25 protein-coding genes and 1 pseudogene are annotated in these 24,315 nt (G+C 72.7%); 12 read left to right on the top strand and 14 right to left on the bottom strand.

Translation table 11 applies throughout. The features are described from left to right. The first annotated feature begins 67 nt into the window (after nt 1-67). Entirely contained in the window at nt 68-1,327 is a 1,260-nt protein-coding gene (locus HAV39_RS01005) for a vanadium-dependent haloperoxidase (RefSeq protein ID WP_191837230.1), read from the top strand. Nucleotides 1,328-1,372: 45 nt separating this feature from the next. Here the strand turns inward: HAV39_RS01005 and HAV39_RS43170 are convergent, their stop codons facing one another. The 3 genes and pseudogenes from HAV39_RS43170 to HAV39_RS00995 all read right to left on the bottom strand — a co-directional run bounded on the left by HAV39_RS43170 (nt 1,373) and on the right by HAV39_RS00995 (nt 4,049). Continuing rightward, nucleotides 1,373-2,599 carry a glycoside hydrolase family 15 protein gene (locus HAV39_RS43170; protein ID WP_342355564.1) on the bottom strand — a complete coding sequence of 409 codons (1,227 nt, stop codon included), beginning with the start codon at nt 2,597-2,599 and terminating at the stop codon, nt 1,373-1,375. A gap of 126 nt (nt 2,600-2,725) precedes the next feature. After that, nucleotides 2,726-3,178, bottom strand: a pseudogene (locus tag HAV39_RS43165) (trehalase-like domain-containing protein); the annotation flags it as partial. A gap of 70 nt (nt 3,179-3,248) precedes the next feature. Next, complete coding sequence (locus HAV39_RS00995; protein WP_191837228.1) at nt 3,249-4,049, bottom strand: metallophosphoesterase family protein; 801 nt, start codon at nt 4,047-4,049, stop codon at nt 3,249-3,251. A gap of 145 nt (nt 4,050-4,194) precedes the next feature. On the opposite strand from HAV39_RS00995, the gene HAV39_RS00990 reads away from it, so the two are divergent. Next, on the top strand, nt 4,195-5,040 hold the full coding sequence (locus tag HAV39_RS00990) for a phosphotransferase (protein WP_191837227.1): 846 nt from the start codon (nt 4,195-4,197) through the stop codon (nt 5,038-5,040). An 87-nt stretch (nt 5,041-5,127) separates the two neighbouring features. Here the strand turns inward: HAV39_RS00990 and HAV39_RS00985 are convergent, their stop codons facing one another. After that, nucleotides 5,128-5,814: a TetR/AcrR family transcriptional regulator gene (locus tag HAV39_RS00985; protein WP_191837525.1), complete on the bottom strand. Its 687-nt coding sequence runs from the start codon at nt 5,812-5,814 to the stop codon at nt 5,128-5,130. 85 nt (nt 5,815-5,899) lie between these two features. Between HAV39_RS00985 and HAV39_RS00980 the strand changes: the two genes are divergently transcribed. The 5 genes from HAV39_RS00980 (at nt 5,900) to HAV39_RS00960 (ending at nt 10,466) form a co-directional block, all read left to right on the top strand. Further along, entirely contained in the window at nt 5,900-7,096 is a 1,197-nt protein-coding gene (locus tag HAV39_RS00980; RefSeq protein ID WP_191837226.1) for an FAD-dependent monooxygenase, read from the top strand. 62 nt (nt 7,097-7,158) lie between these two features. Further along, nucleotides 7,159-7,836, top strand: a complete 678-nt coding sequence (locus HAV39_RS00975) for a LysE family translocator (protein WP_191837225.1) — start codon at nt 7,159-7,161, stop codon at nt 7,834-7,836. A gap of 158 nt (nt 7,837-7,994) precedes the next feature. Beyond that, entirely contained in the window at nt 7,995-8,834 is an 840-nt protein-coding gene (locus tag HAV39_RS00970; RefSeq protein WP_203736443.1) for an alpha/beta hydrolase, read from the top strand. An 80-nt stretch (nt 8,835-8,914) separates the two neighbouring features. Beyond that, nucleotides 8,915-10,183: a cation diffusion facilitator family transporter gene (locus tag HAV39_RS00965; protein WP_191837224.1), complete on the top strand. Its 1,269-nt coding sequence runs from the start codon at nt 8,915-8,917 to the stop codon at nt 10,181-10,183. Between the two features lie 37 nt (nt 10,184-10,220). Continuing rightward, nucleotides 10,221-10,466, top strand: coding sequence for a DUF6458 family protein (locus HAV39_RS00960; RefSeq protein ID WP_191837223.1), 246 nt, complete (start codon nt 10,221-10,223; stop codon nt 10,464-10,466). 60 nt (nt 10,467-10,526) lie between these two features. On the opposite strand, the gene HAV39_RS00955 is transcribed toward HAV39_RS00960, so the two are convergent. After that, nucleotides 10,527-11,369, bottom strand: coding sequence for an MBL fold metallo-hydrolase (locus tag HAV39_RS00955; RefSeq protein ID WP_191837222.1), 843 nt, complete (start codon nt 11,367-11,369; stop codon nt 10,527-10,529). A gap of 201 nt (nt 11,370-11,570) precedes the next feature. Between HAV39_RS00955 and HAV39_RS00950 the strand changes: the two genes are divergently transcribed. Continuing rightward, nucleotides 11,571-12,077, top strand: a complete 507-nt coding sequence (locus tag HAV39_RS00950) for a DUF302 domain-containing protein (RefSeq protein ID WP_191837221.1) — start codon at nt 11,571-11,573, stop codon at nt 12,075-12,077. A gap of 54 nt (nt 12,078-12,131) precedes the next feature. On the opposite strand, the gene HAV39_RS00945 is transcribed toward HAV39_RS00950, so the two are convergent. Continuing rightward, entirely contained in the window at nt 12,132-12,875 is a 744-nt protein-coding gene (locus tag HAV39_RS00945; protein ID WP_120320682.1) for an ABC transporter permease, read from the bottom strand. Between the two features lie 12 nt (nt 12,876-12,887). Continuing rightward, on the bottom strand, nt 12,888-13,622 hold the full coding sequence (locus HAV39_RS00940; RefSeq protein ID WP_191837220.1) for an ABC transporter ATP-binding protein: 735 nt from the start codon (nt 13,620-13,622) through the stop codon (nt 12,888-12,890). Between the two features lie 134 nt (nt 13,623-13,756). On the opposite strand from HAV39_RS00940, the gene HAV39_RS00935 reads away from it, so the two are divergent. Both HAV39_RS00935 and HAV39_RS00930 read left to right on the top strand, forming a co-directional pair. Then, nucleotides 13,757-15,772, top strand: coding sequence for a sensor histidine kinase (locus HAV39_RS00935; RefSeq protein ID WP_239120786.1), 2,016 nt, complete (start codon nt 13,757-13,759; stop codon nt 15,770-15,772). Further along, nucleotides 15,736-16,386 carry a response regulator transcription factor gene (locus HAV39_RS00930; RefSeq protein ID WP_120320684.1) on the top strand — a complete coding sequence of 217 codons (651 nt, stop codon included), beginning with the start codon at nt 15,736-15,738 and terminating at the stop codon, nt 16,384-16,386. Before HAV39_RS00935 ends, HAV39_RS00930 begins: the two co-directional genes overlap by 37 nt. A 34-nt stretch (nt 16,387-16,420) precedes the next feature. On the opposite strand, the gene HAV39_RS00925 is transcribed toward HAV39_RS00930, so the two are convergent. The 5 genes from HAV39_RS00925 to HAV39_RS00905 form a co-directional block, all read right to left on the bottom strand. Beyond that, nucleotides 16,421-16,585, bottom strand: a complete 165-nt coding sequence (locus HAV39_RS00925) for a hypothetical protein (protein WP_191837219.1) — start codon at nt 16,583-16,585, stop codon at nt 16,421-16,423. A gap of 193 nt (nt 16,586-16,778) precedes the next feature. Then, a complete protein-coding gene (locus HAV39_RS00920; protein ID WP_191837218.1) occupies nt 16,779-17,846 on the bottom strand; it encodes an ABC transporter permease in 1,068 nt (355 codons plus the stop codon). After that, a complete protein-coding gene (locus HAV39_RS00915) occupies nt 17,843-18,745 on the bottom strand; it encodes an ABC transporter ATP-binding protein (RefSeq protein WP_191837217.1) in 903 nt (300 codons plus the stop codon). The genes HAV39_RS00920 and HAV39_RS00915 overlap by 4 nt, the downstream gene beginning before the upstream one ends. 17 nt (nt 18,746-18,762) lie before the next feature. Further along, nucleotides 18,763-20,025, bottom strand: a complete 1,263-nt coding sequence (locus tag HAV39_RS00910; protein WP_191837216.1) for an acyltransferase family protein — start codon at nt 20,023-20,025, stop codon at nt 18,763-18,765. 70 nt (nt 20,026-20,095) lie between these two features. Continuing rightward, a complete protein-coding gene (locus tag HAV39_RS00905) occupies nt 20,096-21,352 on the bottom strand; it encodes an alpha-L-fucosidase (protein ID WP_191837215.1) in 1,257 nt (418 codons plus the stop codon). 159 nt (nt 21,353-21,511) lie between these two features. On the opposite strand from HAV39_RS00905, the gene HAV39_RS00900 reads away from it, so the two are divergent. Next, entirely contained in the window at nt 21,512-22,405 is an 894-nt protein-coding gene (locus HAV39_RS00900) for a hypothetical protein (RefSeq protein WP_203736442.1), read from the top strand. Between the two features lie 12 nt (nt 22,406-22,417). On the opposite strand, the gene HAV39_RS00895 is transcribed toward HAV39_RS00900, so the two are convergent. Beyond that, nucleotides 22,418-22,855 carry a GNAT family N-acetyltransferase gene (locus tag HAV39_RS00895; RefSeq protein WP_191837214.1) on the bottom strand — a complete coding sequence of 146 codons (438 nt, stop codon included), beginning with the start codon at nt 22,853-22,855 and terminating at the stop codon, nt 22,418-22,420. Nucleotides 22,856-23,184: 329 nt separating this feature from the next. On the opposite strand from HAV39_RS00895, the gene HAV39_RS00890 reads away from it, so the two are divergent. Next, entirely contained in the window at nt 23,185-23,442 is a 258-nt protein-coding gene (locus tag HAV39_RS00890; protein ID WP_191837213.1) for a hypothetical protein, read from the top strand. A 98-nt stretch (nt 23,443-23,540) separates the two neighbouring features. On the opposite strand, the gene HAV39_RS00885 is transcribed toward HAV39_RS00890, so the two are convergent. After that, a complete protein-coding gene (locus HAV39_RS00885; RefSeq protein ID WP_191837212.1) occupies nt 23,541-24,014 on the bottom strand; it encodes a hypothetical protein in 474 nt (157 codons plus the stop codon). Between the last annotated feature and the right edge of the window lie 301 nt (nt 24,015-24,315).

Genomic DNA, 24,315 nt, shown 5'->3' with positions numbered 1-24,315 from the left:
GAAGCCTGCACAATGGACACATTGCTGCCGGCCCGTCGGGGGCGGGCACGTGCCCTCGGGAGTGTTCATGCGGCTCCGTGTCCGCCGTTCCGGCGCTGTCCTCACCGTCCTGGCCGCGGCAGGCGCGGCCCTCGTCCCCGCCGGCGCGCCCGCGGTCGCGGTGTCCGCGGCCAACGCGGTCGTGGTGTGGAACCAGCACACCGAGGACACGATCCGCAACGCCGGACCGTTCGTGCCGCACGTCGCCCTGATCAACCGGGCCATGGTGCACGGCGCGGTCTACGACGCGGTCAACGGCATCGTCCGCACCCACCGGCCGTACCTGGTGCAGGTCGACGCGCAGCCCGGCGACTCGGTCGACGCCGCCGCGGCCACCGCCGCGTTCCGGATGCTGACGCACCTGTTCCCGGCGCAGGCGGCGGCGCTGCAGGGCAAGTACGACACCGCGCTGGCGGCGGTGCCCGACGGGCCCGCGAAGCTGGGCGGCATCACCGACGGCGAGCAGGCCGCCACCGCGATGATCGAGGCGCGCACCGGGGACGGTCGTGGCGGACCGGCCGACGTGGTGATCGGCACCGAGCCGGGGCAGTGGCGGCCCACGCCGCCCGCGTTCGCGATCGACCCGGCGCCCTGGGCGGGCAATGTCAAGCCGTTCCTCGTGCCCGACGTGGCGGCGCTGCGCTCGGGCGGCCCGAACCCGCTGACCAGCGCGGCATACGCGGAGGAGTTCAACGAGGTCAAGTCGGTCGGCTCGCGTACCAGCACCACCCGCACCGCCGACCAGACCGACGCGGCCCGCTGGTGGGCCGCGGTGCCGCAGGAGGCGATGCTGCGCGCGCTGGCCACCGGCCACGGGCTGTCCGCTCCCGACAGCGCCCGGCTGTTCGCCCAGGTCGGCCTGTCCACCGCGGACGCCGTGATCGCCTGCCACAACGACAAGGCGCACTGGAAGTCCTGGCGGCCGGTCACCGCGATCCACGAGGCCGCCGACGACGGCAACCCGGCCACCGCGCCGGACCCGTCCTGGGTCCCGCTGCTGGACACCCCGCCCTGGTACGAGCATTCGTCCGGGCACTCCTGCAACATCTCCGCCTGGTCGTACGCGCTGACCGACTTCTTCGGCACCGACAAGGTCGCCTTCTCCGGCTTCAACGCGGTCACCGGCACCACCCGCAGCTTCACCCGGTTCTCCCAGGCCCGCAAGGAGATCATCGACGCCCGGGTGTGGGCCGGCATCCACTTCCGCACCGCCGACCACCACGGCGCGGTCATCGGCAAGAAGGTCGCCCACTACGGCGCCAAGCACTACTTCCAGCCGGTTCGCTGACCCCCGGTTCCCTCATCCGGCCCCCGTCCGGATGAGGGGACCGGCTCACTCACGGGGCCGGTTCTCCGCCGGTCCCATCGCGTCGGCGAGGTGGCGGGCGGTGTCGATCAGCGGCACGTGGCTGAACGCCTGCGGGAAGTTGCCGACCTGGCGGCGCGCGTCCGAGTCGTACTCCTCGGCCAGCAGGCCCACGTCGTTGCGCAGGGCGAGCAGCCGCTCGAACAGCTCGCGCGCCTCGTCGACGCGGCCCATCAGGGCGTAGTTCTGCGCCAGCCAGAACGTGCAGGCCAGGAAGGAGCCCTCACCGGGCGGCAGCCCGTCCACCGTGGACCCCGGGTGCTGGGTGTAGCGCTGCACGAAGCCGTCCTTCATCAGCTCGCGCTCGATCGCGGCGACCGTGCCGCGCACCCGCTCGTCGGTGGCGGGCAGGAAACCGACCAGCGGCATCATCAGCAGCGACGCGTCCAGCTCCGCGGAGCCGTAGAACTGCGTGAACGTCTTGCGGCGCGGGTCCCAGCCCTTGTCGAGGATGTCGGCCCGGATCTGCTCGCACAGCTCGCGCCAATGCTCCACCGGCCCGGTCTGGTCGAACTGCTCGGCGTCCTTGACCGCACGGTCGGCCGCGACCCACGCCATCAGCTTGGAGTGGGTGAACTGCTGCGCGCCGCCGCGCACCTCCCAGATGCCGTCGTCGGGCCGGTGCCAGTTCTCCGAGACGAAGCTCATCAGGGCCCGCTGCAGGTCCCAGGTGTGCTGGTCGTACTCCAGCCCGGCCTTGCGGGCCTGGTGCAGCGCGTCCATGACCTCGCCGTACACGTCGAGCTGGAACTGCTCGGAGGCGGCGTTGCCGATGCGCACCGGCCGGCCGCAGTAGCCGGGCAGCCACTCCGCGATGCGCTCGGTGAGCAGGCGCTCGCCCGCGACGCCGTACATGATCTGCAGCTGGGACGGGTCGCCCGCGATGGCCCGCAGCAGCCAGGACCGCCACGCCCGGGCCTCGTCGACGAACCCGGCGTACATCAGCGACTGCAGGGTGATGGTGGCGTCGCGCAGCCAGCAGTAGCGGTAGTCCCAGTTGCGGACCCCGCCCAGCTCCTCGGGCAGCGAGGTGGTCGCCGCGGCGACGATGCCGCCGGTCGGGCCGTAGGTCAGGCCCTTGAGGGTGAGCAGTGAGCGGACCACGGCCTCGCGCCAGGGCCCCTCGTACTTGCAGCCCGCGATCCACTCCTCCCAGTAGGAGACCGTGCCCTCCAGGGCCACGATCGGGTCCACCGGGTGCGGGGTGGGCAGGTGCGACTCGCGCCAGGTCAGCACGAACGGCACGTGGAAGCCCGCGCCGACGCTGAAGTCGGCGACCGTGGCCAGGTTCTCCCCGTGCAGCGCGACCGGGGTGCGCAGCCACACCGCGTCCGGCCCGGCGATGGCCACCGTGTCGGTGTCGACGCGGCGCACCCAGGGCACCACGTGCCCGTAGTCGAAGCGCAGCCGCAGATCCATCCGCATCGGCACCCGGCCGTGCACGCCCTCGACGATGCGCACCACGTCCGCGGCCTCACCGCGCGGCGGCATGAAGTCGACCAGCCGCACGGTGCCCTCGTCGGTGTCGAACTCCGTCTCCAGCACGAGCGTGTCCCCGCGGTAACGCCGCCGCACCGCGCGCACCGGCGTCGCCGGGGCGATCTGCCAGCGGCCGTGGTCGGGGTCGCCGAGCAGCGCCGCGAAGATCGCACCGGAGTCGAACCTGGGCAGGCACAGCCAGTCGATCGACCCGTCGTTGCCGACGAGCGCGGCGGTCTGGGTGTCGCCGATGACCGCGTAGTCCTCGATGCGAAGTGGCATGGCACCGACCGTACCCCCGCGACGGCCTGCGAAACGGCTCCGATGCCGACCGCCGCGTCGCTCGCCGTGACAGAGCTCCTGGTCACCGGCCGGGGGTCAGCAGGACGGCTCGGGAGTCCACGTTGAGCACATGCCCGCCGCCGAGCGCCGACAGCGGCTCGGGCCAGTGCACGTGGCCGCAGACGGTGATCGGCGGCGCACCACGGCGTATCCGCTCCGCGATCACCGGGTTCCCGCGCTGGTCCGGCCGGCTGCCGGTGGGGCCTTCGTGCAGCACGAGCACGTCGGGTGCGGTGGCCAGCGCACGGCCGAGCCGGGCGAGCTGGTCGGCTTCGGCGCGGCGGCCCGGCCGGGCGGGATCGCCGACGATGCCGCCCACCCCGGCGAAGCGCACCCCGCCGTGCTCGACGGCGTCGCCGTCGAGCAGTGTCGGGGCCGGGTCCAGCCCGGCCAGATCGGACGGTCCGAGCACGTCATGGTTTCCCCGCACCCCGGTGACCAGGCGGCAGCCGGCGGCGGCGAAGGCGAGCCAGACGTCGGCGACGTCACCGGACGCGCCGCGCACGTCGGCCGTGGGCGCGGAGTAGAGGTCACCGGCGAGCACCACGGCGAGCCGGTCCGGCGGTGGCACGAGTCCCTGCTGCGCCCAGCCGGCCAGGTGGTCGGCGAGCGCGACACCGAGCAGCACGGCCGCGCCGCCGTACGGTGACGGGGCGACGCCCTGCAGGTCACCCGCGACCAGGACGGCGTCGCAGCCCTCGGGCACCCGGTCCACGGCCAGCCGCTGCACCGGCAGCCGCACCGACTCGGTGCCGCCACCCGATCGGGCCTGCCGGTACGCCAGGCCGGTCACGGTCGTCAGCTCGGTCCCCGTCACGCGCATCGCCTGACGGTAGCGGGCGTCCGGCCGCCGGAGCAGCTGGCTTTCTGCGCACCGGCGGTTCTCGGCACCCAAGTCGACAAGCTGCTCGACGCCGGGCGGATTGATCTCGTTCGCCGGTGCGGTGGCGGGCTCGTAGGATCCCACTGTGACTTCTGGGCTCGACAATCTGACACCGCAGCAGCGCAGCCTGCTGGACCGATGGCTGCCGGGCGCGCGCGTCGAGCGGGACCACAGCTGGGGCCTGGTGGCGACGACGGTGCTCGAGCTGACGCACGGGGGGTCACGGTTCATCGTCAAGGCCGGTGGCCACACCGACGGTCACATCGAGCGTGAGTTGCACGCCCATCGACACTGGTCGGCCCCGTGGACCAGCATGGGCCGCGCGCCGATGCTGGCGCACGGCGACGCGGAGGCGAAGCTCCTCGTCACCACATACCTGCCCGGTGAGCTGGTGCTCGGCAGCGAGCACGCCGACATCTGCGCCACCTACCGGCAGGCAGGCGAGCTGCTGGCACTCTTCCACGCCCAAGCCGCGGTCGAGGACGACGACTACGAAGGACGCGAGAACGCCAAGGCACTGGCGTCGCTCAGCGGGTCGCACCGGATCGGCGCGGCCACGGTGGAACGGCTGCGAGCCGAGATCGCCGCATGGCCGACACCGGCCGTGACCCTCGTGCCCACCCACGGCGACTGGCAGCCCCGAAACTGGCTGGTCCACGAGGACGTCGTGAGCGTCATCGACTTCGGCCGCGCGGCGCTGCGGCCGGCGTCGACGGACTTCGCCCGGCTGGCCGTCCGGGACTTCCGCCGCGATCCGGCACTCGAGGAGGCGTTCCTCGACGGCTACGGGACCGATCCGCGCGAGGCCGACGCCTGGCACCGCAACCAGGTCCGCGAGGCGATCGGCACGGCGACCTGGGCCTACCGGGTGGGCGACGAGCAGTTCGAAGCCCAGGGCCACCGCATGATCGAAGCGCTGGCGCTCGCCTGACCCGGCGTACGCCGCACAATCTGCACCCGCCCTGACGGGAGCGGTGGTTCCCGATCCGACACGGTCGCCGCTGACGTCGTGGACGCGTCAGCGGTTTGCCCTGCGTCTCGATGTGATCAGGGTCTGCAGGCCGTCGAGGATGCGGTCCAGGCCGAACTCGAAGGCCTGGTCCTGGCCGCCCTCGGCGGCGACCGCGGCCATCGTCTCGGCCAGCAGCGGGAAGCGGTCGCCGTGCTCGGCCAGCACGGCGACGACCCCGGCGCTGAACTGCGCGTCGGGATCGCGCATCGCGGCCGCCTGCTGAGCGATCATGCGGACGTGCCCGGCCAGTACGGCGATGGCGTCGAGGCGTTCGGCGCCGGACAGCCCGGTGTCCGCCAGTGCGGTCAGCGCGCACTCCATCCAGCCCAGCTCGTGCGGGCCCAGCGGACGCGGTCCCACGGTCGCCTCCAGCGCCCAGGGATGCCGCAGGTATGCCGTGAGCAGCCCGTGCGCCCATTCGCGGAGCGCCGCGCGCCAGTCACCGGGGTTCGGCGGGGGCGGCGCGCCGATCGCCCGCTCGACCATGAGCGCGACCAGCTCGCCCTTGCCGGGCAGGTACCGGTACAGCGACATCTTGGTGAAGCCGAGTTCGGCGGAGACCCGCTGCATGGAGACGGCGGCCAGGCCCTCGGCGTCGGCGATGGTGATCGCCGCGTCGGTGATCTGGAGCAGGGTCAGCGAGGGTTTGGGCCCGCGGGTGGGTTGGGCGCGTGCGCCCCAGAGGAACTCCATCGACACCGGCTTGCCCTCCTCCGAAAACTGTGTCTAGCATACACAGTTGAAACAGTGTCCAGTGGACACAATTAGGGGAGGCGTCATGCGCAGCGTGCTCATCTCGGGGGCCGGCATCGCCGGTCCGGCTCTGGCCTACTGGCTGGGCCGGGCCGGATACCGGCCGACGGTCGTGGAGATCGCGGCGGCCCCGCGCCGGGGCGGCAGTGCCGTCGACTTCCGCGGCGGGCACCTGACCGTGCTGGAGCGCATGGGCTTGCTCGACGCGCTGCGCGAGGTGCAGACCGGCGGCAGCCCGATGCGCTTCGTCGACGCGGCCGGGCGGCGGCTGATGGAGCTGCCGGGCGACTTCGCCGGGGGAGAGGTCGAAGTGCTGCGCGGCGACCTGGCCCGCGTCCTCTACGAGCACAGCCGCTCCCACGCCGAGTACGTGTTCGGTGACACGGTGACCGCGCTGGCGCAGACGCCGGACGGGGTCGACGTGACGTTCGCCCATGGCCCGGCGCGCACGTTCGACCTGGTCATCGGGGCCGACGGGGTGCGCTCCACGGTGCGCCGGCTGGCCTACGGGCCGCATGAGCGGTACGTGTCGCACCAGGGTTACCACGTGGCGAGCTGGGAGGTGCCCGGCTTCTCCGGGCTGGGCCGCGGCAGCCTGCTCTACAACGAACCCGGTCGCATGATCAGTGTCGGCGGCGACCACCGCGACCCCGACCGGGCGTACGCCTTCGCCGTCTTCGCCTCGCCGCCGATCGACCACCCGCGCCGCGACCTCGACCGGCAGCGCGCGATCATCACGGCCGCGCTCGGCGGCCTGGGCTGGCAGGCGTCGCGGCTGCTCGCCGCCCTGCCGCAGGCGTCCGACCTGTACTTCGACGCGATCTGCCGGGTCGACGTCACGCCGTGGTCGCGCGGGCGGATCGCGCTGCTCGGCGACGCCGCGTGCGGGGCGACGATCGGCGGCATGGGCGCCGGGACCGCGATCGTCGGCGCGTACGTGCTCGCCGGTGAGCTGGCCGCCGCGGGCGACGACCACACGGTCGCGTTCGGACGCTACGAGGCGCTGCTGGGCGACTACGCCCGGCGCGGCCAGCAGGGTGGCGAGAACACCGGCAGGTTCCTCGCACCACGCCGGGCCTGGACGGCGCGCGCCCGCAACGCCCTGCTCAACCGCCGGTACTTCATGAACCTGCTGCTGAAGGCGGCCGAAGACCGCACCAACGCGCTGGACCTGCCGGACTACCCGGCCCTGCGCACCGGGCAGCAGCACGGCACCAGGTGAAGCCATCCACGGGATGAGACCGCGGCAGGCGTCGGGCCACGCTGCGTGAGAGACTGCGGCGCGTGACCGTCACCTCGGCTGTCGTCTCGTTCGCGCTCGTCGCCGGAGTGCTCACGATCATTCCGGGCGTGGACACGGCGCTGGTGCTGCGCGTCGCGGTGGCCCGGGGGCGCCGGCACGCCTACGCCACCGCCGCGGGCATCTGCACCGGCGCGCTGGTCTGGGGCGCTGCCGCGGCCGCCGGGGTCTCCGCCCTGCTGCTGGCCAGCACGACCGCGTACACGGTGATGCGTGTGGTCGGCGGTGTCTACCTGGCGGTGATCGGCGCGCTGATGCTGCGCGACGCCTGGCGTTCCCGCCGCGCGGGGACCGCCGCCCAGGACGCGGCCTCGGCCACCGACGCCACGACGCCGTCGCCGCCGACCGGCTCAACCTGGCGGGCGTTCGGCGCGGGTTGCCTGACGAACCTGCTCAACCCCAAGGTCGGCCTCTTCTACGTGGCGATGCTGCCCCAGTTCCTGCCCGACGACGTCGCCGCACTGCCGATGGGCCTCCTGCTGGCCCTGGTCCACGACATCGAGGCGATGGTCTGGTTCGCCCTGCTCATCGGCGGCATCGGCCTGGCCCGCCGCTGGTGGAGCGGCGACACCGCCACTCCCGCCCGCCTCCGCCGCACCGCCGACGCCCTCGCCGGCACCCTCCTCCTCACGCTCGGCCTCCGCCTAGCCACCGACCGTTGAAAGGAAGGGCACCTTCTTATCGCTATCCGTAGCGGAAGGGCACCTTCCCAACGCGGGATGCGCTGCTGGGTGCGGTAGAGCGTTCTGAGCTGGGGGCCGGGCCGGGCCGGAACGGGGCGGCCCGCGCGCGGCAGCGGCCGCCGGGCGAGAATGGAGCAGTGTTGAAGGCCTCGTCGCTGGTGCGCCCGGCGCTGATCGTGCTGCTGGTCATCGTGGTGCTGGTGACCGCGTTGTGGCTGCTGCAGCGGCGGCTGATCTTCCTGCCCGACACCGCGCACCCCGGCCCGGCCGCCGAGGCGATCTCGGGCGGGCGCGACGTCACCCTGCACACCGCCGACGGGCTGGCGCTGACCGCCTGGCTGGTGCCGCCGGCCGGCCCGAGCCGGGACATGACCGTGCTGGTCGCGGGCGGTAACGCGGGCAACCGTGGCGGCCGGGCTCCGGTCGCGCGGGCGCTGGCGGCTCGCGGGTTCGCCGTGCTGCTGCTCGACTACCGCGGGTACGGCGGCAACCCGGGCAGCCCGAGCGAGGCCGGGCTCGCGCTGGATGTCCGGGCGGCGTACCGCCACCTCGTAAACGAGGCGAAGGTCCGCCCGGATCGGATCATCTACTTCGGAGAGAGCCTGGGCTGCGCCGTCGTCACGGGCCTGGCCGTCGAACACCCGCCCGCCGGGCTGCTGCTGCGCTCGCCGTTCACGGACCTGGCCGCGACCGCCGCGGAGCACTACCCGTTCCTGCCGGTGCGGCTCATGCTGTGGGACCGGTTCCCGGTGGCCGAGCAGATCGCGGGGATCACGGTGCCGACCGCCGTGGTGTACGGCACCGAGGACTCGATCGTGCCCGCCGAGCAGAGCCTCGCGGTGGCGAAGGCGGCGGCCGGCGCGGTCGAGATCACGCCGGTCGAGGGCGCGGATCACAACGACGCGGTGTTGTTCGAAGGGGACGAGCTGATGGCCGCCGTCGACCGGCTCGCCGACCGGATCGAGGGCGAGTCGTGAGCGGCCTGCGCGGGTGCGGGACGGCGCGCTGAGCAGCGCGCACGATCGACTTCTGCTTTAGTGGGCGCGGGAGGCACGCCATGAGTGACGATCACCGCCACGGCCGTCGTGGCCGCACCGAGCACCACCACCCGCACGACCACGGCGCGCACGGCGCAGACGAGCATGACGACCGACCCGACCACGATCATGCGGACGTGCGGCGCGACGCCGGGCACGGCCACGGCGAGTACGGCCACGGCGAGCACGGCCATGACGGGTCCAGCCATGACACCCACGACCACGGGCCGAACGGACACGATCGTGCGGACGGCCACGGCCATGCGGACGCGGGTCTGTTCTCCCGGCTGAGGCACCAGGTCGGCCACCTGCTCAGCCCGCACTCGCACGACACGGCCGACAAGGTGGACTCCGCCCTGGAGTCGTCCCGCGAAGGCCTGCGCGCCCTCTGGATCTCCCTGGTCGTGCTCGGCGTCACCGCGGTGATGCAGGCCGTCGTCGTGTACTTCTCCCACTCGGTCGCCCTGCTCGGCGACACCCTGCACAACGTGGCCGACGCGCTGACCGCGGTGCCGCTGGGGGTGGCGTTCCTGCTCGGCCGCCGCCGCCCGACCCGCTCCTACACGTACGGCTTCGGCCGGGCCGAGGACCTGGCCGGCATCTTCATCGTGCTGACCATCGCGGCGTCGGCGGCGCTGGCCGGCTACGAGGCGTTCCGCCGGCTGCTGAACCCGCAGGAGGTACGCCACCTGCCCTATGTCGCCGCGGCGGCGCTGATCGGGTTCGCGGGCAACGAGCTGGTGGCCCGCTACCGCATCGTCGTCGGGCGGCGCATCGGCTCGGCGGCGCTCGTCGCGGACGGGCTGCACGCGCGTACCGACGGCTTCACCTCGCTGGCGGTGCTGCTCGGCGCGGGTGGCGCGGCGCTGGGCTGGTGGTGGGCGGACCCGGTGGTGGGCCTGCTCATCACGGTGGCGATCCTGCTGGTGCTCAAGGACGCCGCGCGGGAGGTGTACCGGCGGCTGATGGACGCGGTCGACCCGAAGCTGGTCGACGCGGTCGAGCAGACCCTGCGCGGCACCCCGGGCGTACGCGACGTCGGCGAGGTGCGGCTGCGCTGGATCGGGCACCGGCTGCGCGCGGAGTGCGCGGTGGCCGTGGACGCCGAGCTGACCGTCGCCCGCGCGCACGCCATCGCCGTCGACGCCGAGCACCGGCTGCTGCACGCCGTGCCGAAGCTGACGGCCGCGATGGTGCACGCCGACCCGGCGGGTGCGCCCGCCGATCCGCACGCGGTGCTCCATCACCACCGTGATCCCGAGGTTGGCGGGGCGCGCGACCGGGTATAGCCGCTGCCGAGGCGATAGTCGCCAGAAGGAGGCTGACATGGGTATCGGTGCGAGCCTTTTCCTGATCGCGCTGGGCGCGATCCTCACATTCGCCCTGGACGTGCGCATCAGCGGGCTGGACCTGGACGTGGTCGGCTGGATCCTGATGGTCGTCGGCGTGCTCGGGATGGTGCTCACCCTGACCATCTGGAGCAGCCGCCGCCGCAGCGTCGTGACCACCGCGCCCACGGAGCGGCGGGTGATCGAGGAGACCCGCGACACCGTGCCCCCGGGCACGGTCTGACCGACTTCACGAAGGCGGGGCCCTGGCAGGCCCCGCCTTCGTGGCTGTCCGGTCGACCGGTCAGCCCTTGTACGCCTCGGCGGCCTTCCACGCCACAGCCCGGTTGACCCGGTCGGGGTAGCGTTCGATCATCACGTCGTACAGCTGCCGGGCACTGCCCGCCCGCTGCTGCGCTTCGTCGAAGTAGCGCAGGTAGTCGCGGGTGTGCCCGATGTGGTCCGGGCTGTCGTCGGCTCCTTCGCGCTTGTGCCCGGCGATCACCGTGGACGGCCGCAGCGCGCTGATCGTGTCGAGGGCCGCGAGCCACGCCGCGATCCCGCCGCCACGGGATTCGGCGAGGTGCGGGTGGACGTCGTTGTAGACGGAGTCCCCGGCCACCACGAGCCCGATCGACGGCACGTGCAGCGCGGTCGTGCCGTCGGTGTCGGTGTGCCCGAGTTCGACCGCGACCAGGTCCGTTCCTTCGAGCTCGACGGTGTGGCCGGTCAGCGCCTCGGCGACGGGCGGCCGCTCGGCGAGCTGCCCGGGGAATCGCGGTCGCCAGACCCCGTCCAGGACCTGGTCGTCGACCTGCTGGCGCATCTTGTCGAGCACGGCCGGGAGGGCGACCAAACGCGCCGACGGGAAGCGCGCCAGCACGGCCGCCGCGCCGAAGAAGTGGTCGCCGTGGCCATGCGTGATGTAGATCGTCGTGAGGTTCCGGCCGGCGGCGGCGACCCAGTCGGCCAGCGCCCGGCCCTCGCGTACGGTCAGCAGCGCGTCGACGAGCACCGCGTCGCGCTCGCCCTGGATCAGCGTGGCGCTGGTCGGCGACCAGACCTCGGCGGTCTCGCCGGGCGCGAACCGCTGCGCCACGACCGGTTTCGGCGGGGCGAGGTACGTCGACCAGGTCAGAGATGCCATTGGTGCTCCGTGGCTGAGGTCGGGGTCGGATGCCCCCGCGTGCCAGTGAACCAGAGCACGCGCCGGTCCGGGCGACGTCGGTGAAAGCGAGGCCGCCGCGCCCCGCGATGTCGGCGGATTCGGGCTCGCCGCGCACGAGTTCCGGGAAGACTTGACCGAGGGCCGCCGTGGGCAGGCCGGCCGAGCACCGGGGAGCGTCAGATGAGCGCCAGGACGACGACGACCGTTCCGCTGGAGCGGGTCACCTTCACCTCGCAGCGTGCCTTCGACGACGTCGTCACAGGCATCTACCAGGGCATCGGGCGGCCGGATTTCGGCGCCTTACTGCGTGACCTGGACGCCGCGAAGGACTTCGGTGCGTACCGGCGGATCGTCGAGGACGCGGTGGGGCCGATCGGCCTCATGCGATTCCTGGAGCTCGACGAGGGGGCCGCGCTGGCGATCAACCCGGAGATCAGCGCGTTCCGCCTGGTGCGGATCATCGCGGGCAACCCGCTGACGATGAGCCAGATGGCCCGGTACGTGCCGGACGCGGGCACGTACGCCCCGGTCACGATCCTGGTCCATGAGGCGCCGGACGGGGTCCGGGTCGGCTACGACACCGTCGCGAGCGCGCTGCGGCCCTACGGCGACGAGCGGGCCCTCGCCGTCGCCGAGGAACTCGACCGCAAGGTGCTCGCCCTGCTCGACGCGGCGACGACCGGCTGACCGACAGGCCGAAGCCGCACCCCGAAGCGGGATGCGGCTTCGACCGGGGCCAGGTCACTGCCAGCGGAACAGCCGGACCGCGAGGATGCCCGTGACCACGGCGTACCCGGCGGTGACGGCCAGGTGCAGCGGCTGGGGCCAGTCGCCGTACCAGGCGGCCTGCAGGGCCTGCGACGCCGCGCCGAGCGGGGTGAAGTCGGCGACGCGCTGCGCGCCCTCGGGCATCATGTCGCCCGGGGTCCACACCCCGGCGAAGAACAGCATCGGGAAGTAGATCAGGCTGCCGATGCCCGCCGAGGCACGGGAGTTGGGCGTCACCGCGGCGATGAACAGCGCCACCCCGATCATCGCCGCGCTGCCGAGCAGGAACGCGACCACCAGCGCCGGCCAGTTCTCGGGCCCGCGGCTGCCGAACGCCACCGCGGCGGCCGCCATCATCAGCGCCGAGCCGGCCACCAGCGCCGCGATGTTCACCACGAGCTGCGCGCCGATCAGGGCGGACGGCTTCACGGGGGTGGTCGCCAGCCGCTTGAGCACGCCGCGCTCGCGGTACTGCGAGAGCACGGTGAGCAGGCTGGTCATGGTGACCGTGCCGACGGCGAGAGCCAGCACGATGGGCAGGTAGAGGTTGATGGGGAGCTCGCCGCCGAAGTCGGCCGACGGCTCGCTGAAGGCCGGGATGGCATTGCCCATCACGACCACCAGCACCGAGGGGAAGGCCAGCGCGAAGAACACGCTCATCGGCTCGCGCAGGAACAGCCTGGCCTCGCTGCCGGCCAGTCGGGTCAGGGAAGACATGGTCGCTCCTGTTCAGTTGTCGCGGCCGGAGCCGGTCAGGGCGAGGAACGCGTCCTCGAGGTTGGCGCGGTAGCCGTCGACGTCGCCGACGTTCGCGATCAGCGCGGCCGGGGTGTCCAGCGCGACGATCTTGCCGCCGTCGAGCACGGCGAGCCGGTCGCAGAGCCGCTCGGCCTCGTCCATGAAGTGCGTGACCAGCAGGACGGTCACCCCGCGGTCGCGGATCTGGCGGATCAGCTTCCACGTCTCGCGCCGCGCCCGCGGGTCCAGGCCGGTGGTGAGCTCGTCCAGGATCGCCAGGCGCGGGTTGCCGATCAGCGCCAGCGCGATCGACAGGCGCTGCTTCTGCCCGCCGGACAGCTTCGCGTACGGCGCGTTGACGTGCTCCTCCAGGCCGACCCCGGCCAGCAGCTCGCGCCAGTCCGCGGGGTCGGTGTAGAACGAGGCAAACAGCTGCATGGCCTCGCCGACGCGCAGCCGGTCCTGCAGCTGGCTCTCCTGCAGCTGCACCCCGATCAGCCGGCGCAGCTGGTCCCGCTCGGTGCGGGTGTCCAGGCCGAACACGCTGATGCTGCCCGCGTCGGGGGTGCGCAGGCCGGAGATGCACTCGACCGTGGTGGTCTTGCCGGCGCCGTTCTCGCCGAGGATGCCGAAGATCTCGCCCTCGGCGACGGTGAAGGAGACGCCGTCGACGACCGTGCGGTCGCCGTACCGCTTGGTGAGCCCGTTGACTTCGATGACTGTCATGCCGACAGACATTAGGCGCGCCGTGCCAGCGCCGGTATGCGGCTGCGCGCCGAGCAGGGGTGTAGGAAACCCCACCCCTTCCCGGGGCTCACACCCAGTGCCGCGAGCACGGCCGATCGGCGACGATGTGTCGCATGTTCCGGTCGTACGCCCTCGCCCCGCTGCGCTGCGTCGCCCTCGCGCTGCTCGCGGTCTTCGGATTCGCCGCCTCGCTGCCGCTGATGACGGCGATCGGCGCGGTCGTCACCTACCCACACGTGCTGCAGGTGGTACGCCGGCTGGCCGGGCTGTCCCGACGGCTGGCCCGCGCCTGGAGCGGCATCGTGATCGACCCGCCGTACCGCGAGGGTCCGGTGCCGCTGCCGCCGCGCCGCCCCGACGGCTGGTACGAGCACGACGGCCAGCTTTTCAAGACCCGGCACTACCCCGCGTTCTTCCTGCGCATGCAGTGGCTCAGCGACGACCCGGCGACGGCCCGGGACTGGATGTGGCTGATCCTGCTCGCGCCGATCGGCGGCCTGGTCGCGCTGCTCGCGCCTGCCCTGATCGTGGCGGGCGTGCTGCTGGCCGCGAGCGTGACCGGCCCGGGACGCCGGGCACTGGCCGACACCGGACTGACCGGCCTGGTCACCTGGCCTGACCTGAGCGTGCCCGGATGGGTCGTGCTCGCGGCGGGCGTCGCCGCGATCGTCACCGGCGTGCTGGCAGGCCCCGCGCTGCTGCGCGCTCACGGCCGGTGGGCGCGGACCTGGCTCGGGCACCCGGCCCTGACCTGGTGGCAGTCCTCCGGCATCGGGGACTGGCTGCGCCGCGGCGGCCACGACACGTGGAAGGCGGCGCTGCTGCTCGGGCTGTCGCTGACCGGGCTCGCCGTGTTCCTGCTGACAGTGCTGCTGGCCCTGGTCAGCGGCGGGTTCGGCATCGCCTGGGTGGCGTACGCGATCCGGCCGATGCTCAACCACTACCGGCGGCTGTGCGTGCAATGGGGCGGCGGCGAACCGATGCCGGACCCGTACCGGCAGCGCGAAGCCGTGCCGGAGCCCGGCCCCGACGGCCGCTACCGCGTCGGGCGCACCCTCTACGCCACCCGCGACGGCGCACGCCGGGCCGGCTTCTTCCCGTGGATCCTGGGCGACCCGGCCACCTGGCGCGACCTGGCCTGGATGGCGACCGCACCGCTGGTCGCGCTGCTCGCCGTGGTCCCCGGCGTGCTGATCGGCGCGGGCTACTTCGGGCTGTTCTGGCAGGCCCTGTTCTGGCCGCTGTGGGCGGTGCCGTTCGGCCTGGTCACCGGCGTATGGATCAGCCCCTGGTACGTCTGGCAGCTGTTCACCCTGGGCGTGCCCGCCGCCGACCTGGTGCCCGGCTGGGTGTCCATCCCGATCGGCCTCGCCATGGGCCTGCTGGGCGTGCTGCTGGCCGGTCCGGTGCTGCGGCTGATCGCCGGCTGGGCACGGCTGCTGCTCGCGCCGAGCCGCTCCGCCCGGCTCACCCAGCGGGTCGAGCACCTGGCGCAGACCAGGGCCGAGGCCGTCGACGCGCAGAGCGCCGAGCTGCGCCGCATCGAACGCGACCTGCACGACGGCGCGCAGGCCCGGCTCGTCGCGGTCGGGCTGAGCCTGGGCACCGTCGAGCAACTGATGGACCGCGACCCGGCCGCCGCCCGCGTGCTGCTGGCCCAGGCCCGCGAGACCTCCGCCGCGGCCCTGGCGGAGCTGCGCGACCTGGTGCGCGGCATCCACCCGCCGGTGCTCGCCGAGCGCGGCCTCGCCGACGCGGTGCGCGCGCTCGCCCTGGACGCCGCCCTGCCGGTCGACGTGCGCGCCGAGCTGGCCGGGCAGCCGCCCGCGCCGGTCGCCACCGCCGCGTACTTCGCCGTCGCCGAGGCGCTGACCAACGCCGCCCGGCACGCGCAGGCCGGCCGGGTCGGTGTGGACATCCGGCACACCGGAGGGCTGCTGCGGGTCACCGTCACCGACGACGGTCGCGGCGGGGCGGTGCCGTCGGACGGCGGCGGGCTGCACGGGCTGCGCCGGCGACTCGCTACATTCGACGGAACCCTCGCCCTGCACAGCCCGCAGGGCGGCCCCACCGTGCTCACCCTGGAGATACCGTGCGCGTTGTCCTCGCCGAGGACCTCTACCTCCTGAGGGAAGGGCTGGTCCGCCTGCTGGAGGCGCACGACTGCACCGTCGTGGCCGCCGTGGAGACCGGCCCCGACCTGCTCGACGCCCTGCTGGCGCACCGGCCCGACGTGGCGGTCGTCGACGTGCGGCTGCCGCCGACCAACACCGACGAGGGGCTGCAGGCGGCGCTGACGGCGCGGCGGCAGGTGCCCGGACTGCCGGTGCTGGTGCTGTCGCAGCACGTCGAGCAGCTGTACGCCCGGGAGCTGCTGGCCGACGGCACCGGCGGGATCGGGTACCTGCTCAAGGACCGGGTGTTCAACGCCGACCAGTTCGTCGACGCGGTGCGCCGGGTCGCCGGGGGCGGCACGGCGATGGATCCGGAGGTCATCGCGAAGCTGATGCAGCAGCCGGTGCGCAACGTGCCGCTGGCCAGGCTCACCCCGCGCGAGCGGGAGGTGCTGGAGCTGATGGCGGAGGGGCGCTCGAACGCGGCGATCGGGCAGCGGCTGTTCCTGTCGGAGAGCGCGGTCGGCAAGCACACGGCCAGCATCTTCGGCAAGCTCGACCTCGCGCCGTCCGACGACGACAACCGGCGGGTGCTGGCGGTGCTGGCATACCTCAACGGCGGGGCCTGAGCCGCACCTGCGGACTGTCGCCGATGCGGCGTTGTCACCCGCCGCAGGCCGCGCACCAGCCGATGTCCGGTTGCGGAAGGTGGTCCAGGTGGTCGGGGTCCAGACCGCTGCCCTCGGGCATGTGCCGCGCGCCGACGACCAGCGCGATCAGCGGCAATGCCACCACGGCAGCGGCGCTCGCCACGAGAAACGTATCCACCGGCACACGGTGGCGTCGGCGGGTGAAGCACGAGGGGACGGTCCCTGAACTGCGGCGGGCATGCGCCCGAACTCACCGCGCGTCCTCCGTCCCGCCCGGTCGGGTGCCGCGCGGCGGCACGTCAGGCGCGACGCGCGTTAAGAAGGGCACCTTCTTTAACGCGTAGCGATAAGAAGGTGCCCTTCCTTTGTTCTCAGGCGTCGTCCCAGCGGAAGAGGGTGGCGGCTACGGCGGAGAGGACGAGGGTGAAGGCGAGCAGGAGGCCGATGTCGGGCAGGGTGACGGCGAAGCTCTCGCCGCGGACCATGACGTCCTGCATCGAGGAGACGAGGTGTTTGAGGGGGAAGAACTCGGAGAGGTTCTGGAGCCACTCCGGGGCGCCGTCGAGGGGGAAGAAGGCGCCGGAGAGGAAGGCCATGGGCAGGGTGATGAGGTTGGCGATGGCGCTGGCGGCCTCGGGGGTCTTGGAGGCGGCGCCGGCGACCAGGCCGATGGACAGGAAGGCCAGCGTCCCGGCGATCATGACGGGGATGAAGGCCCACCACTGGTCGGACAGCTGCAGGCCGAAGTAGGGCAGCAGGGCCACGCCGATGAACATCGCGCACTGCGCGCCCGCGATGGCGATGCTGACCGCCACCCGCGCGCCGATGATCGAGGCGATGGGCACCGGAGACAGCCGCAGGCGGCGCAGGATCTTCTTCTGCCGCCAGGTGACCAGGGTCAGCGCCGCGCCGAACGTCGCGCCGGTGGCGATCGCCCAGCCCAGCAGGCCCGGGGTCATGTACTGGATCGCCTTGAGCGACTGGTCCTCGACGGGCTGGGTGCGCAGGGTGACCGCGGGTGTGGTGACCCCCGCGGCGGCGAGGTTCGCCTGCTGCACCAGGGACTCCACGATGCCGCGCACGGTGGCGGCCTTGACCGCGTCGGCGGCGGAGTAGTGCACGATCAGCTCACCGCCGACCTGCTCGATCGCGGCGGCCTTGTCACCCTTGCGCACCTCCTCCAGCGCGGCGGCCCGGTCGGACGTGCGGGTCACCGCGAGCACCTGGTCGAGCCCGGCGGCGGCCTCGGCGGGCAGCTGGTCGACGACCGGCACCGCGCCGATCTGCAGGATGTCGGTCTTGGACGCCCCGGCGTCCTTGAACAGGCCGCCGAACAGCACCAGGAACATCAGCGGGAACAGGATGGTGAAGAACAGGGCGGTGCGGTCGCGGAAGAAGCCGCGGGCCATCGCCGAGGAGAGGCTGACGAAGCTGGTCACGCGCGGTACTCCCGTCCGGTGAGGTGCAGGAAGACGTCCTCCAGGGTCGCCCCGCGCACGGACAGGCCGCGCAGCGCGTCCCGCTCGGCCAGGGCGGAGAGCACGGGCGCGGGGGCACGCGTCGCGATGGTCAGCGACACACCGTCGTCGCTGACCTCCAGCCCGTCGGCGAGCCCGCGCGCCGCCTCGGCGGTGATCGTGCCGGTCTCCACCGAGATCCGGGTGGGCGCGTCGAGGTCGCGCACCAGCGTGGCGGGCGGCCCCGACTCCAGGATGCGGCCGTGGTCCATGATGGCGACCCGGTCGCACAGCGACTCGGCCTCGTCCAGGTAGTGCGTCGTCAGCACGACGGTGCGGCCCTGCGCGCTGATGTCGCGCAGCACGTCCCACAGGTTGCGGCGGGCCTGCGGGTCCAGGCCCGACGTCGGCTCGTCGAGGAACACCAGGTCCGGCCCGTGCGCCAGGGCACAGGCGATGGACAGGCGCTGCTGCTGGCCGCCGGACAGGTCCTCATTGCGCTTGCCGGCCATGTCCTCCAGCCCGACCACGGCCAGCCACTCGTCGGCCTTGCGGGCGGACACGCCGTACAGCGAGGCGAAGGTGCGGATCTGCTCGCGTGCGGTCAGCCGCTCGAAGAACGCGCTGGCCTGCAGTTGCACGCCGATGCGGGGGAGCAGGCGCGGGTTGCGCGGCCAGGGGCTCTCGCCGAACAGGGTGACGCTGCCCGAGTCGGGCTTGCGCAGCCCTTCCATCATCTCCAGGGTGGTGGTCTTGCCCGCGCCGTTGGGTCCGAGGATGCCGAAGAACTCCCCGGGTTGCACGTCGAAGGAGACGCCGTCGACGGCGCGCAGCTCGCCGTACGACTTGCGTAGTTCCTCGACCTTGATCGTCGGTGACATGGGCTGCACGGTACTCCTCACTCGCCAGGACGATCTGTCGCGTTCGGACGGCCGGCGGGGGTTTCGCGCATGCCGAACAGAAATCGGGTGATCCGGGTACGCCGCACCAGCAGGTCGTAGGCGGCGAGGGTCAGCACGAGCGCGATGGCGACCAGTGCCGGGTATTTGACGGCGATCGGGGCCTGCCAGGACACGACGCCGTAGGCGACCGCGACCACGATCGGCTGGTGCAGCACGTAGATCGGCAGCGCGCCGAGCGCGAGATACAGGTAGACCCGGCGGCCGGGGCCCGGTGGCGCGTCGCTCGCCGGACGCCGGTGCGAGCGCCGGTCGAGCAGGCCGAGGATGGCGACCACGCAGCACCAGCCGGTCATGCCGTAGAGCGCCCGCATGGCCAGGGCAGTCCCGGTGAGGTCGGTGAAGGGGTCGCCGCCGCCCTCGCTGATGACGAAGAACAGCGGCATGCCCACGGCCATCAGCACCACCCCGCCGATTGCCGCGAGCACGGCGTCCCGACGCATCGCGTCGCGGAACCGGTCGTCGGCGGCCAGCACGGCGCCGTACAGGAAGAACAGCAGGTAGGCCCAGCGGCTCCAGCCGGCGAGCCCTTCCTCCATGCCGTCCAGGGCGCTGATCAGCGCCAGCGGCAGCGCGGGCAGCAGCAGCACCAGGCCGCGCTGCCCGGTGGCGGCGGCCAGCCGGTCGCGAACTCTTCGCACCCGGTCGCGGGACAGCACCCGGACCGCGCCGGCCAGCATCAGCGCCCAGACCAGCAGCAGCACCACGAACCACAGGTGACCGGTCTCGAAGTGCTCGCCCTGCAGCACGAACGGGAACTCGCCCAGGTCGAGCGTCACGTCGAAGAAGCGCGGCAGGAAGCGCCAGTACGACTCGTGGTAGCCGGGATCGGCGGCCTTGAGCCGCAGCCACTGCGGGATCGGCAGCAGCGCGACGATCGCGAACAGCAGTGGCACCCCCAGCCGCAGCAGCCTTTCCGTCGCGAAGCCGCCCGGCCCGCGACGGCGCAGCGAGTGGCGCGCACCGAACCCCGCGATGAGGAACAGCGCGGGCATGGCCCACACCACGGCCAGTCCGGACAGGATCGTGGTGACCTCGGTGGTGTCGGCGTTCTTGACGTAGTAGTCGTCGCGTTCGTCGAACACCAGCGCCGAGTGGAAGAAGATCAAACCCACGACCACCAGCGTGCGTATCGCATCCAGCTCCGGCCGCCGCGGCGTCGCCGCCCGCACCGGGACAGCGGTGTCCTGATCGTTGGCCATGCCCCCTCCTTCGCCGCCGACGCGTCCAGCAGATGGACGCGCCGGGCAGCGCCGGAGGTGGTTGGCGCGATCAGTCGACTTTCGACACTTCCGGCAGCGGCTGTTGCTCTGGCGCGGGCGGCGACTGGTGGCCCGTGCGGAAGCCGGTGACGGCGGCCAGCCGGGCGCGCGGGTCGTCCAGGGTGATGATGACCCGCCGGGTGCGGATCGTGGGGAAGGCATGCCAGCGGCGTACGCCCACGGTGTGCCCGGCCGCGACCACCGCCTCGCCGCAGCGGACCTCGTGCGCGCCCGCCCACTGCCCGGTGGCCAGCTCTTCGCGCAGCTCGACGTGGTCGAGCTCGACCTCGGTGGCGAACTCGGCGACGACCCGGCCCGGCTCGTGGGTGAGCCGGGCGGCCAGCGGCGTCGCGAACCTCCGGCGCAGCTCGGCGGTGACCGCCAGCAGCCGGGCGGTGTCGTGCTCGTCGAGCCGCCCGCGCCGGTCCGGCGGCACGTTGAGCAGCAGTCCCGCGCCCAGCCCGACCGACCGGTACCAGATCGCCAGCAGGTGCTCGGCGCTCTTTAGCGTGTCGAGGTCGTCGGGCTGCCAGAACCAGTGCGCCCGGACCGGCACGTCGCACTCCGGCGGCAGGTAGCGGGCGGCGTCGAGCCTGTCGGCGGCGGCGGTGAACATCGACCTGCCCAGCCGGTCGACGGCGTACGTGCACGGGTCGGCGGCCAGGCCGTCCTCGTTGCCGACCCAGCGGATGGTGGGCCGCCCCATGTTGAAGACCATGGCCTGGGGCTGGTGCGCGTCGATCACCTTCATGATCGCGTCCCAGTCGTAGCCGCGCCCCTCCGAGCCCGCGCCGTCGAACCACAGCTCGAACAGGGGCCCGTACCGGGTGCACAATTCGGTGAGCTGGCGCAGGTAGAACTCGTCGTACGCGGCCGGGTCGGGGTAGCAGGTCGCGTTGCGGTCCCATGGCGACAGGTAGAGGCCCAGTGGCATACCGGCGGTGCGGCAGGCCTCGGCCAGCTCGCCGACCACGTCGCCGCGCCCGCCGCGCCACGGCGAGGAGGCGACCGAGTACGCCGTGGTGTCGGTCGGCCAGAGGCAGAAGCCGTCGTGATGCTTGGCGGTGAGGACCAGGTAACGCGCCCCGGCCCGCCGCGCGACGTCGACCCACTGGGCCGCGTCGAGGTCGGCGGGGTCGAACGTGGCCGCGTCCAGGGTGCCGTCGCTCCACTCCCTGCCGTGGAACGTGTTGAGGCCGAAGTGCAGGAAGAGGCCGAAACCGGCCTCCTGCCAGGCGAGCTGGCCGGCAGTCGGGACAGTGCTCATGCGCGGGGCTCCTCGCCGTGGTGCGGGTGGTTGTCACCGCGTAGCAGCGTGCCGCAACAGTAACCGGTTACACAAGAGGATCGTATAGGAAATCTGCGCGGAGGTGCGGTTGCCGCCGAACCCGGGGTCGGGCCGATCATGCCGTGAAACGATGAGCCGGTGCTGGTGTTGAGCCTGTGCGGGGCGCTGGCCGCGGCCGTGTGTTTCGGGCTGTCGTCGGTCTTGCAGGCCGTCGGCATGCGCGGGGCGGGGCCGGTCAGCGAGCTCGAACCGAAATCCATGCTGCGTGCCTGGCTGACCGTGCCGTTCCTGGCCGGGGTCGGTTTGGACCTGCTCGGCTTCGGTTTCGAACTGGTCGCGCTGCGACATCTGCCGCTGTTCCTGGTGCAGGCCGCGATCGCGTCCGCGCTGGCGGTCACGGCGATCGCGGCCGCCGTCGTGATGAAGGAGCGGCTGGGCCGCGGCGAGAAGTGCGCGGTGGCCGCCGTCTGCGTGGGACTGGCGCTGCTGGGCGTGTCCGCCGGTCCCGAGGGTGCGAACCGCGCGCACACCGACTTCTACACGGCCCTGGCCGCCTGCCTGATCGGGCTCGCCGTGCTGGGCGCGGGCGCGGGACGACTGCCGGGCAGGTGGCGGACCGTGACCCTGGGGCTGTGCGCGGGCCTGTGCTTCGGGGTGCTGGCGCTGGCCGCGCGCACCCTGCCCGAGCTGGATCCGGCGCGCATGGTGCGCGAACCGGCGACCTACCTGGTCGCCGCCTCCAGCCTGATCGCGCTGGTGCTGTGGACGATGGCACTGTCGGGCGGCTCGGTCACCACGGCCACCGCCGCGATGGTCATCGGGGAGACCGTGCTGCCTGCCGTGGTCGGGGTCGTGGTGCTCGGCGACGAGGCGCGGCAGGGCTGGGTGCCCGTCGCCGTCGGCGGCTTCCTGCTGGCGGTCGGCGGTGCGCTGGCGCTCGCGCGGTTCGGCGAACTGGGTAATGCGCCTACCGGAGCCGCCCCGCGGGCCGCACCGGCGGCCGGCCGGGCATCGGCTGAGACGGCGCCGTAGCAGCCCCGCAGGTCACCCGGGCAGCGTGTAGCGGACCTTGGGCGCGGGGTGTGCGCCGAACCGCTCGTAGAAGCGCTGGGCGTCGGTGTTCCAGACCGGCGTCTGCCACTGGATCTCGTCATCGCCCGCCTCGGCGATCACCGCGTCGAGCAGCCCCCGGCCCAGGCCGCGGCCCCGGTGGGTGTCGGCCAGGTAGAGGCAGTCCAGGTGGGTGTAGTGGCGGCCGGTCCAGGTGGCGAAGTCGCGGGTCCAGGTCGCGTAGCCGACCAGCGTCCCGGCGTCGTCGGCGACCAGGCAGCGCAGCCGCGGCGGGTCGGTGAACAGCGCGGGCGCGAGCCGTTCGCCCAGGTCGGGCGGCACGGGCGCGGCCCTCTCGTACGCGGCGTGGTCGGCGATCAGGGCCAGCAGCGCGGGCAGGTCGTCGGGTCGGACGGAGCGCAGAACGGTCACGTGTCGATCTTTTCCCACGGATTGGGACGTCGGCCAGCCCGGTGACCGCCATGTCTCATCAGGATGTCGCCCGCGTTACGCCAGGCAGGTGACGCTCTGTACGGGTGAGGAATGCCAAAAGTCATCTGCACGTGCATCCGGCGCTTGCGCCTGCACAGGATCATCTGCATTATGGGAGGCGCAACGACCTGACGTTTGCATTGTGGCACTTGCATCTGTGGCCCGGACGACGTGGTGACACGGCACCGGGCGGACGGCACGGACTCAACCCGGACCGGCCGGCTCCACCCCCCATCCGCGAGCACGACGTTCGCCGCAGTGAGGCACGTATGCCAGCTCCCAGGATCAACCCCGCCCGGCGCGCTTCCGCCGAGATCGCGGCCACTGACTCGTACCAGTCCGGAGACCGGGTCTGGGTGTATCGCGAGCGCAAGTGGCAGGCGGGGATCATCTCCGACATCTCATCGGACAACGCCGTGGTCATCTGCGGCGGCGACTCCGGTGTCGTGGAGGAGACCATGACCGCGCCCCACCTCATGGTCCGTGACGACGTGTACCTCTACATCGACACGGTGACCTACGTGTGAGGCGCCCGCAGACCGAGCCGGCTCTCGCGTAGCCTCGGGGGCCGGACCGGGCCAGGCGGGTGGCGCCGACGATGCCGGCGCCACCCGCCCCGGCTTTCTCAGCCCCGGCGGGAGCGCCGGCGGCGCTGCCACTTCTCGCGGAACTCCAGCGGCACGAAGACCAGCGTGGTGAGCACCGCGGCGACGACCGCCCACAGCGCTACCTGGCTCGGGCGCAGGTGGGCGACGCCCATGTTGCCCGTCCACACCGGGTTCAGGCCGAGCGGCGGGAAGCCCTCCCAGAACAGCACCCACAGCAGCGGCACCAGGCCCATCGCGATGCCGTACGCGGTGAAGTGGCCGGCCTGCGAGAACAGCACGCCCATCACCACCGCCGCGATCATGTAGATCAGCACCGCGGTGCGCTGGCCGCCGTCCGACGGGATGCGGTCGATCAGGTAGTTCCAGATGTCCACGATGGTGGACAGCACGGGCTGCCAGTACACCGCGATCAGCACCAGGGACACCACGATCACGATCGCGATGCCCAGGCCTTTGAGAATCTTGAATGCGCCGGCTTCTGCCTGCGTCACAGCGTTCCTCCCTCACCGATACCGTTCGCGCCGGCGCTCCCGCGACGCGGGGCCCCTGCGGCCGCGGAAGTCCAGTTCGGACGGGGTCCGGCCGAGGTGGACGTACGGTGCTGCGAGGGTCGCGCGGCACCGATCCGGTTGTGCTGAGGGGCATGTCGCGGACGGGGCCGTGCGAGCGGCGCGCCGATCATCCCACCAAGGTGTGTCGACGGCGAGAGCTGTCCGACCGGTTCCCGCTGCCGCAACGGCCGACCTGCGAGAAGATCTTCCGACGGGTTCGCGACAGTACGCGCGCGGTGCC

This window comes from Catellatospora chokoriensis (assembly GCF_011297315.1).
In the GTDB taxonomy this organism is placed as follows: Bacteria; Actinomycetota; Actinomycetes; order Mycobacteriales; family Micromonosporaceae; genus Catellatospora; species Catellatospora citrea.
Note: the sequence above shows the minus strand (reverse complement) of the source record. Positions and strands in the feature narration are given on the sequence as shown.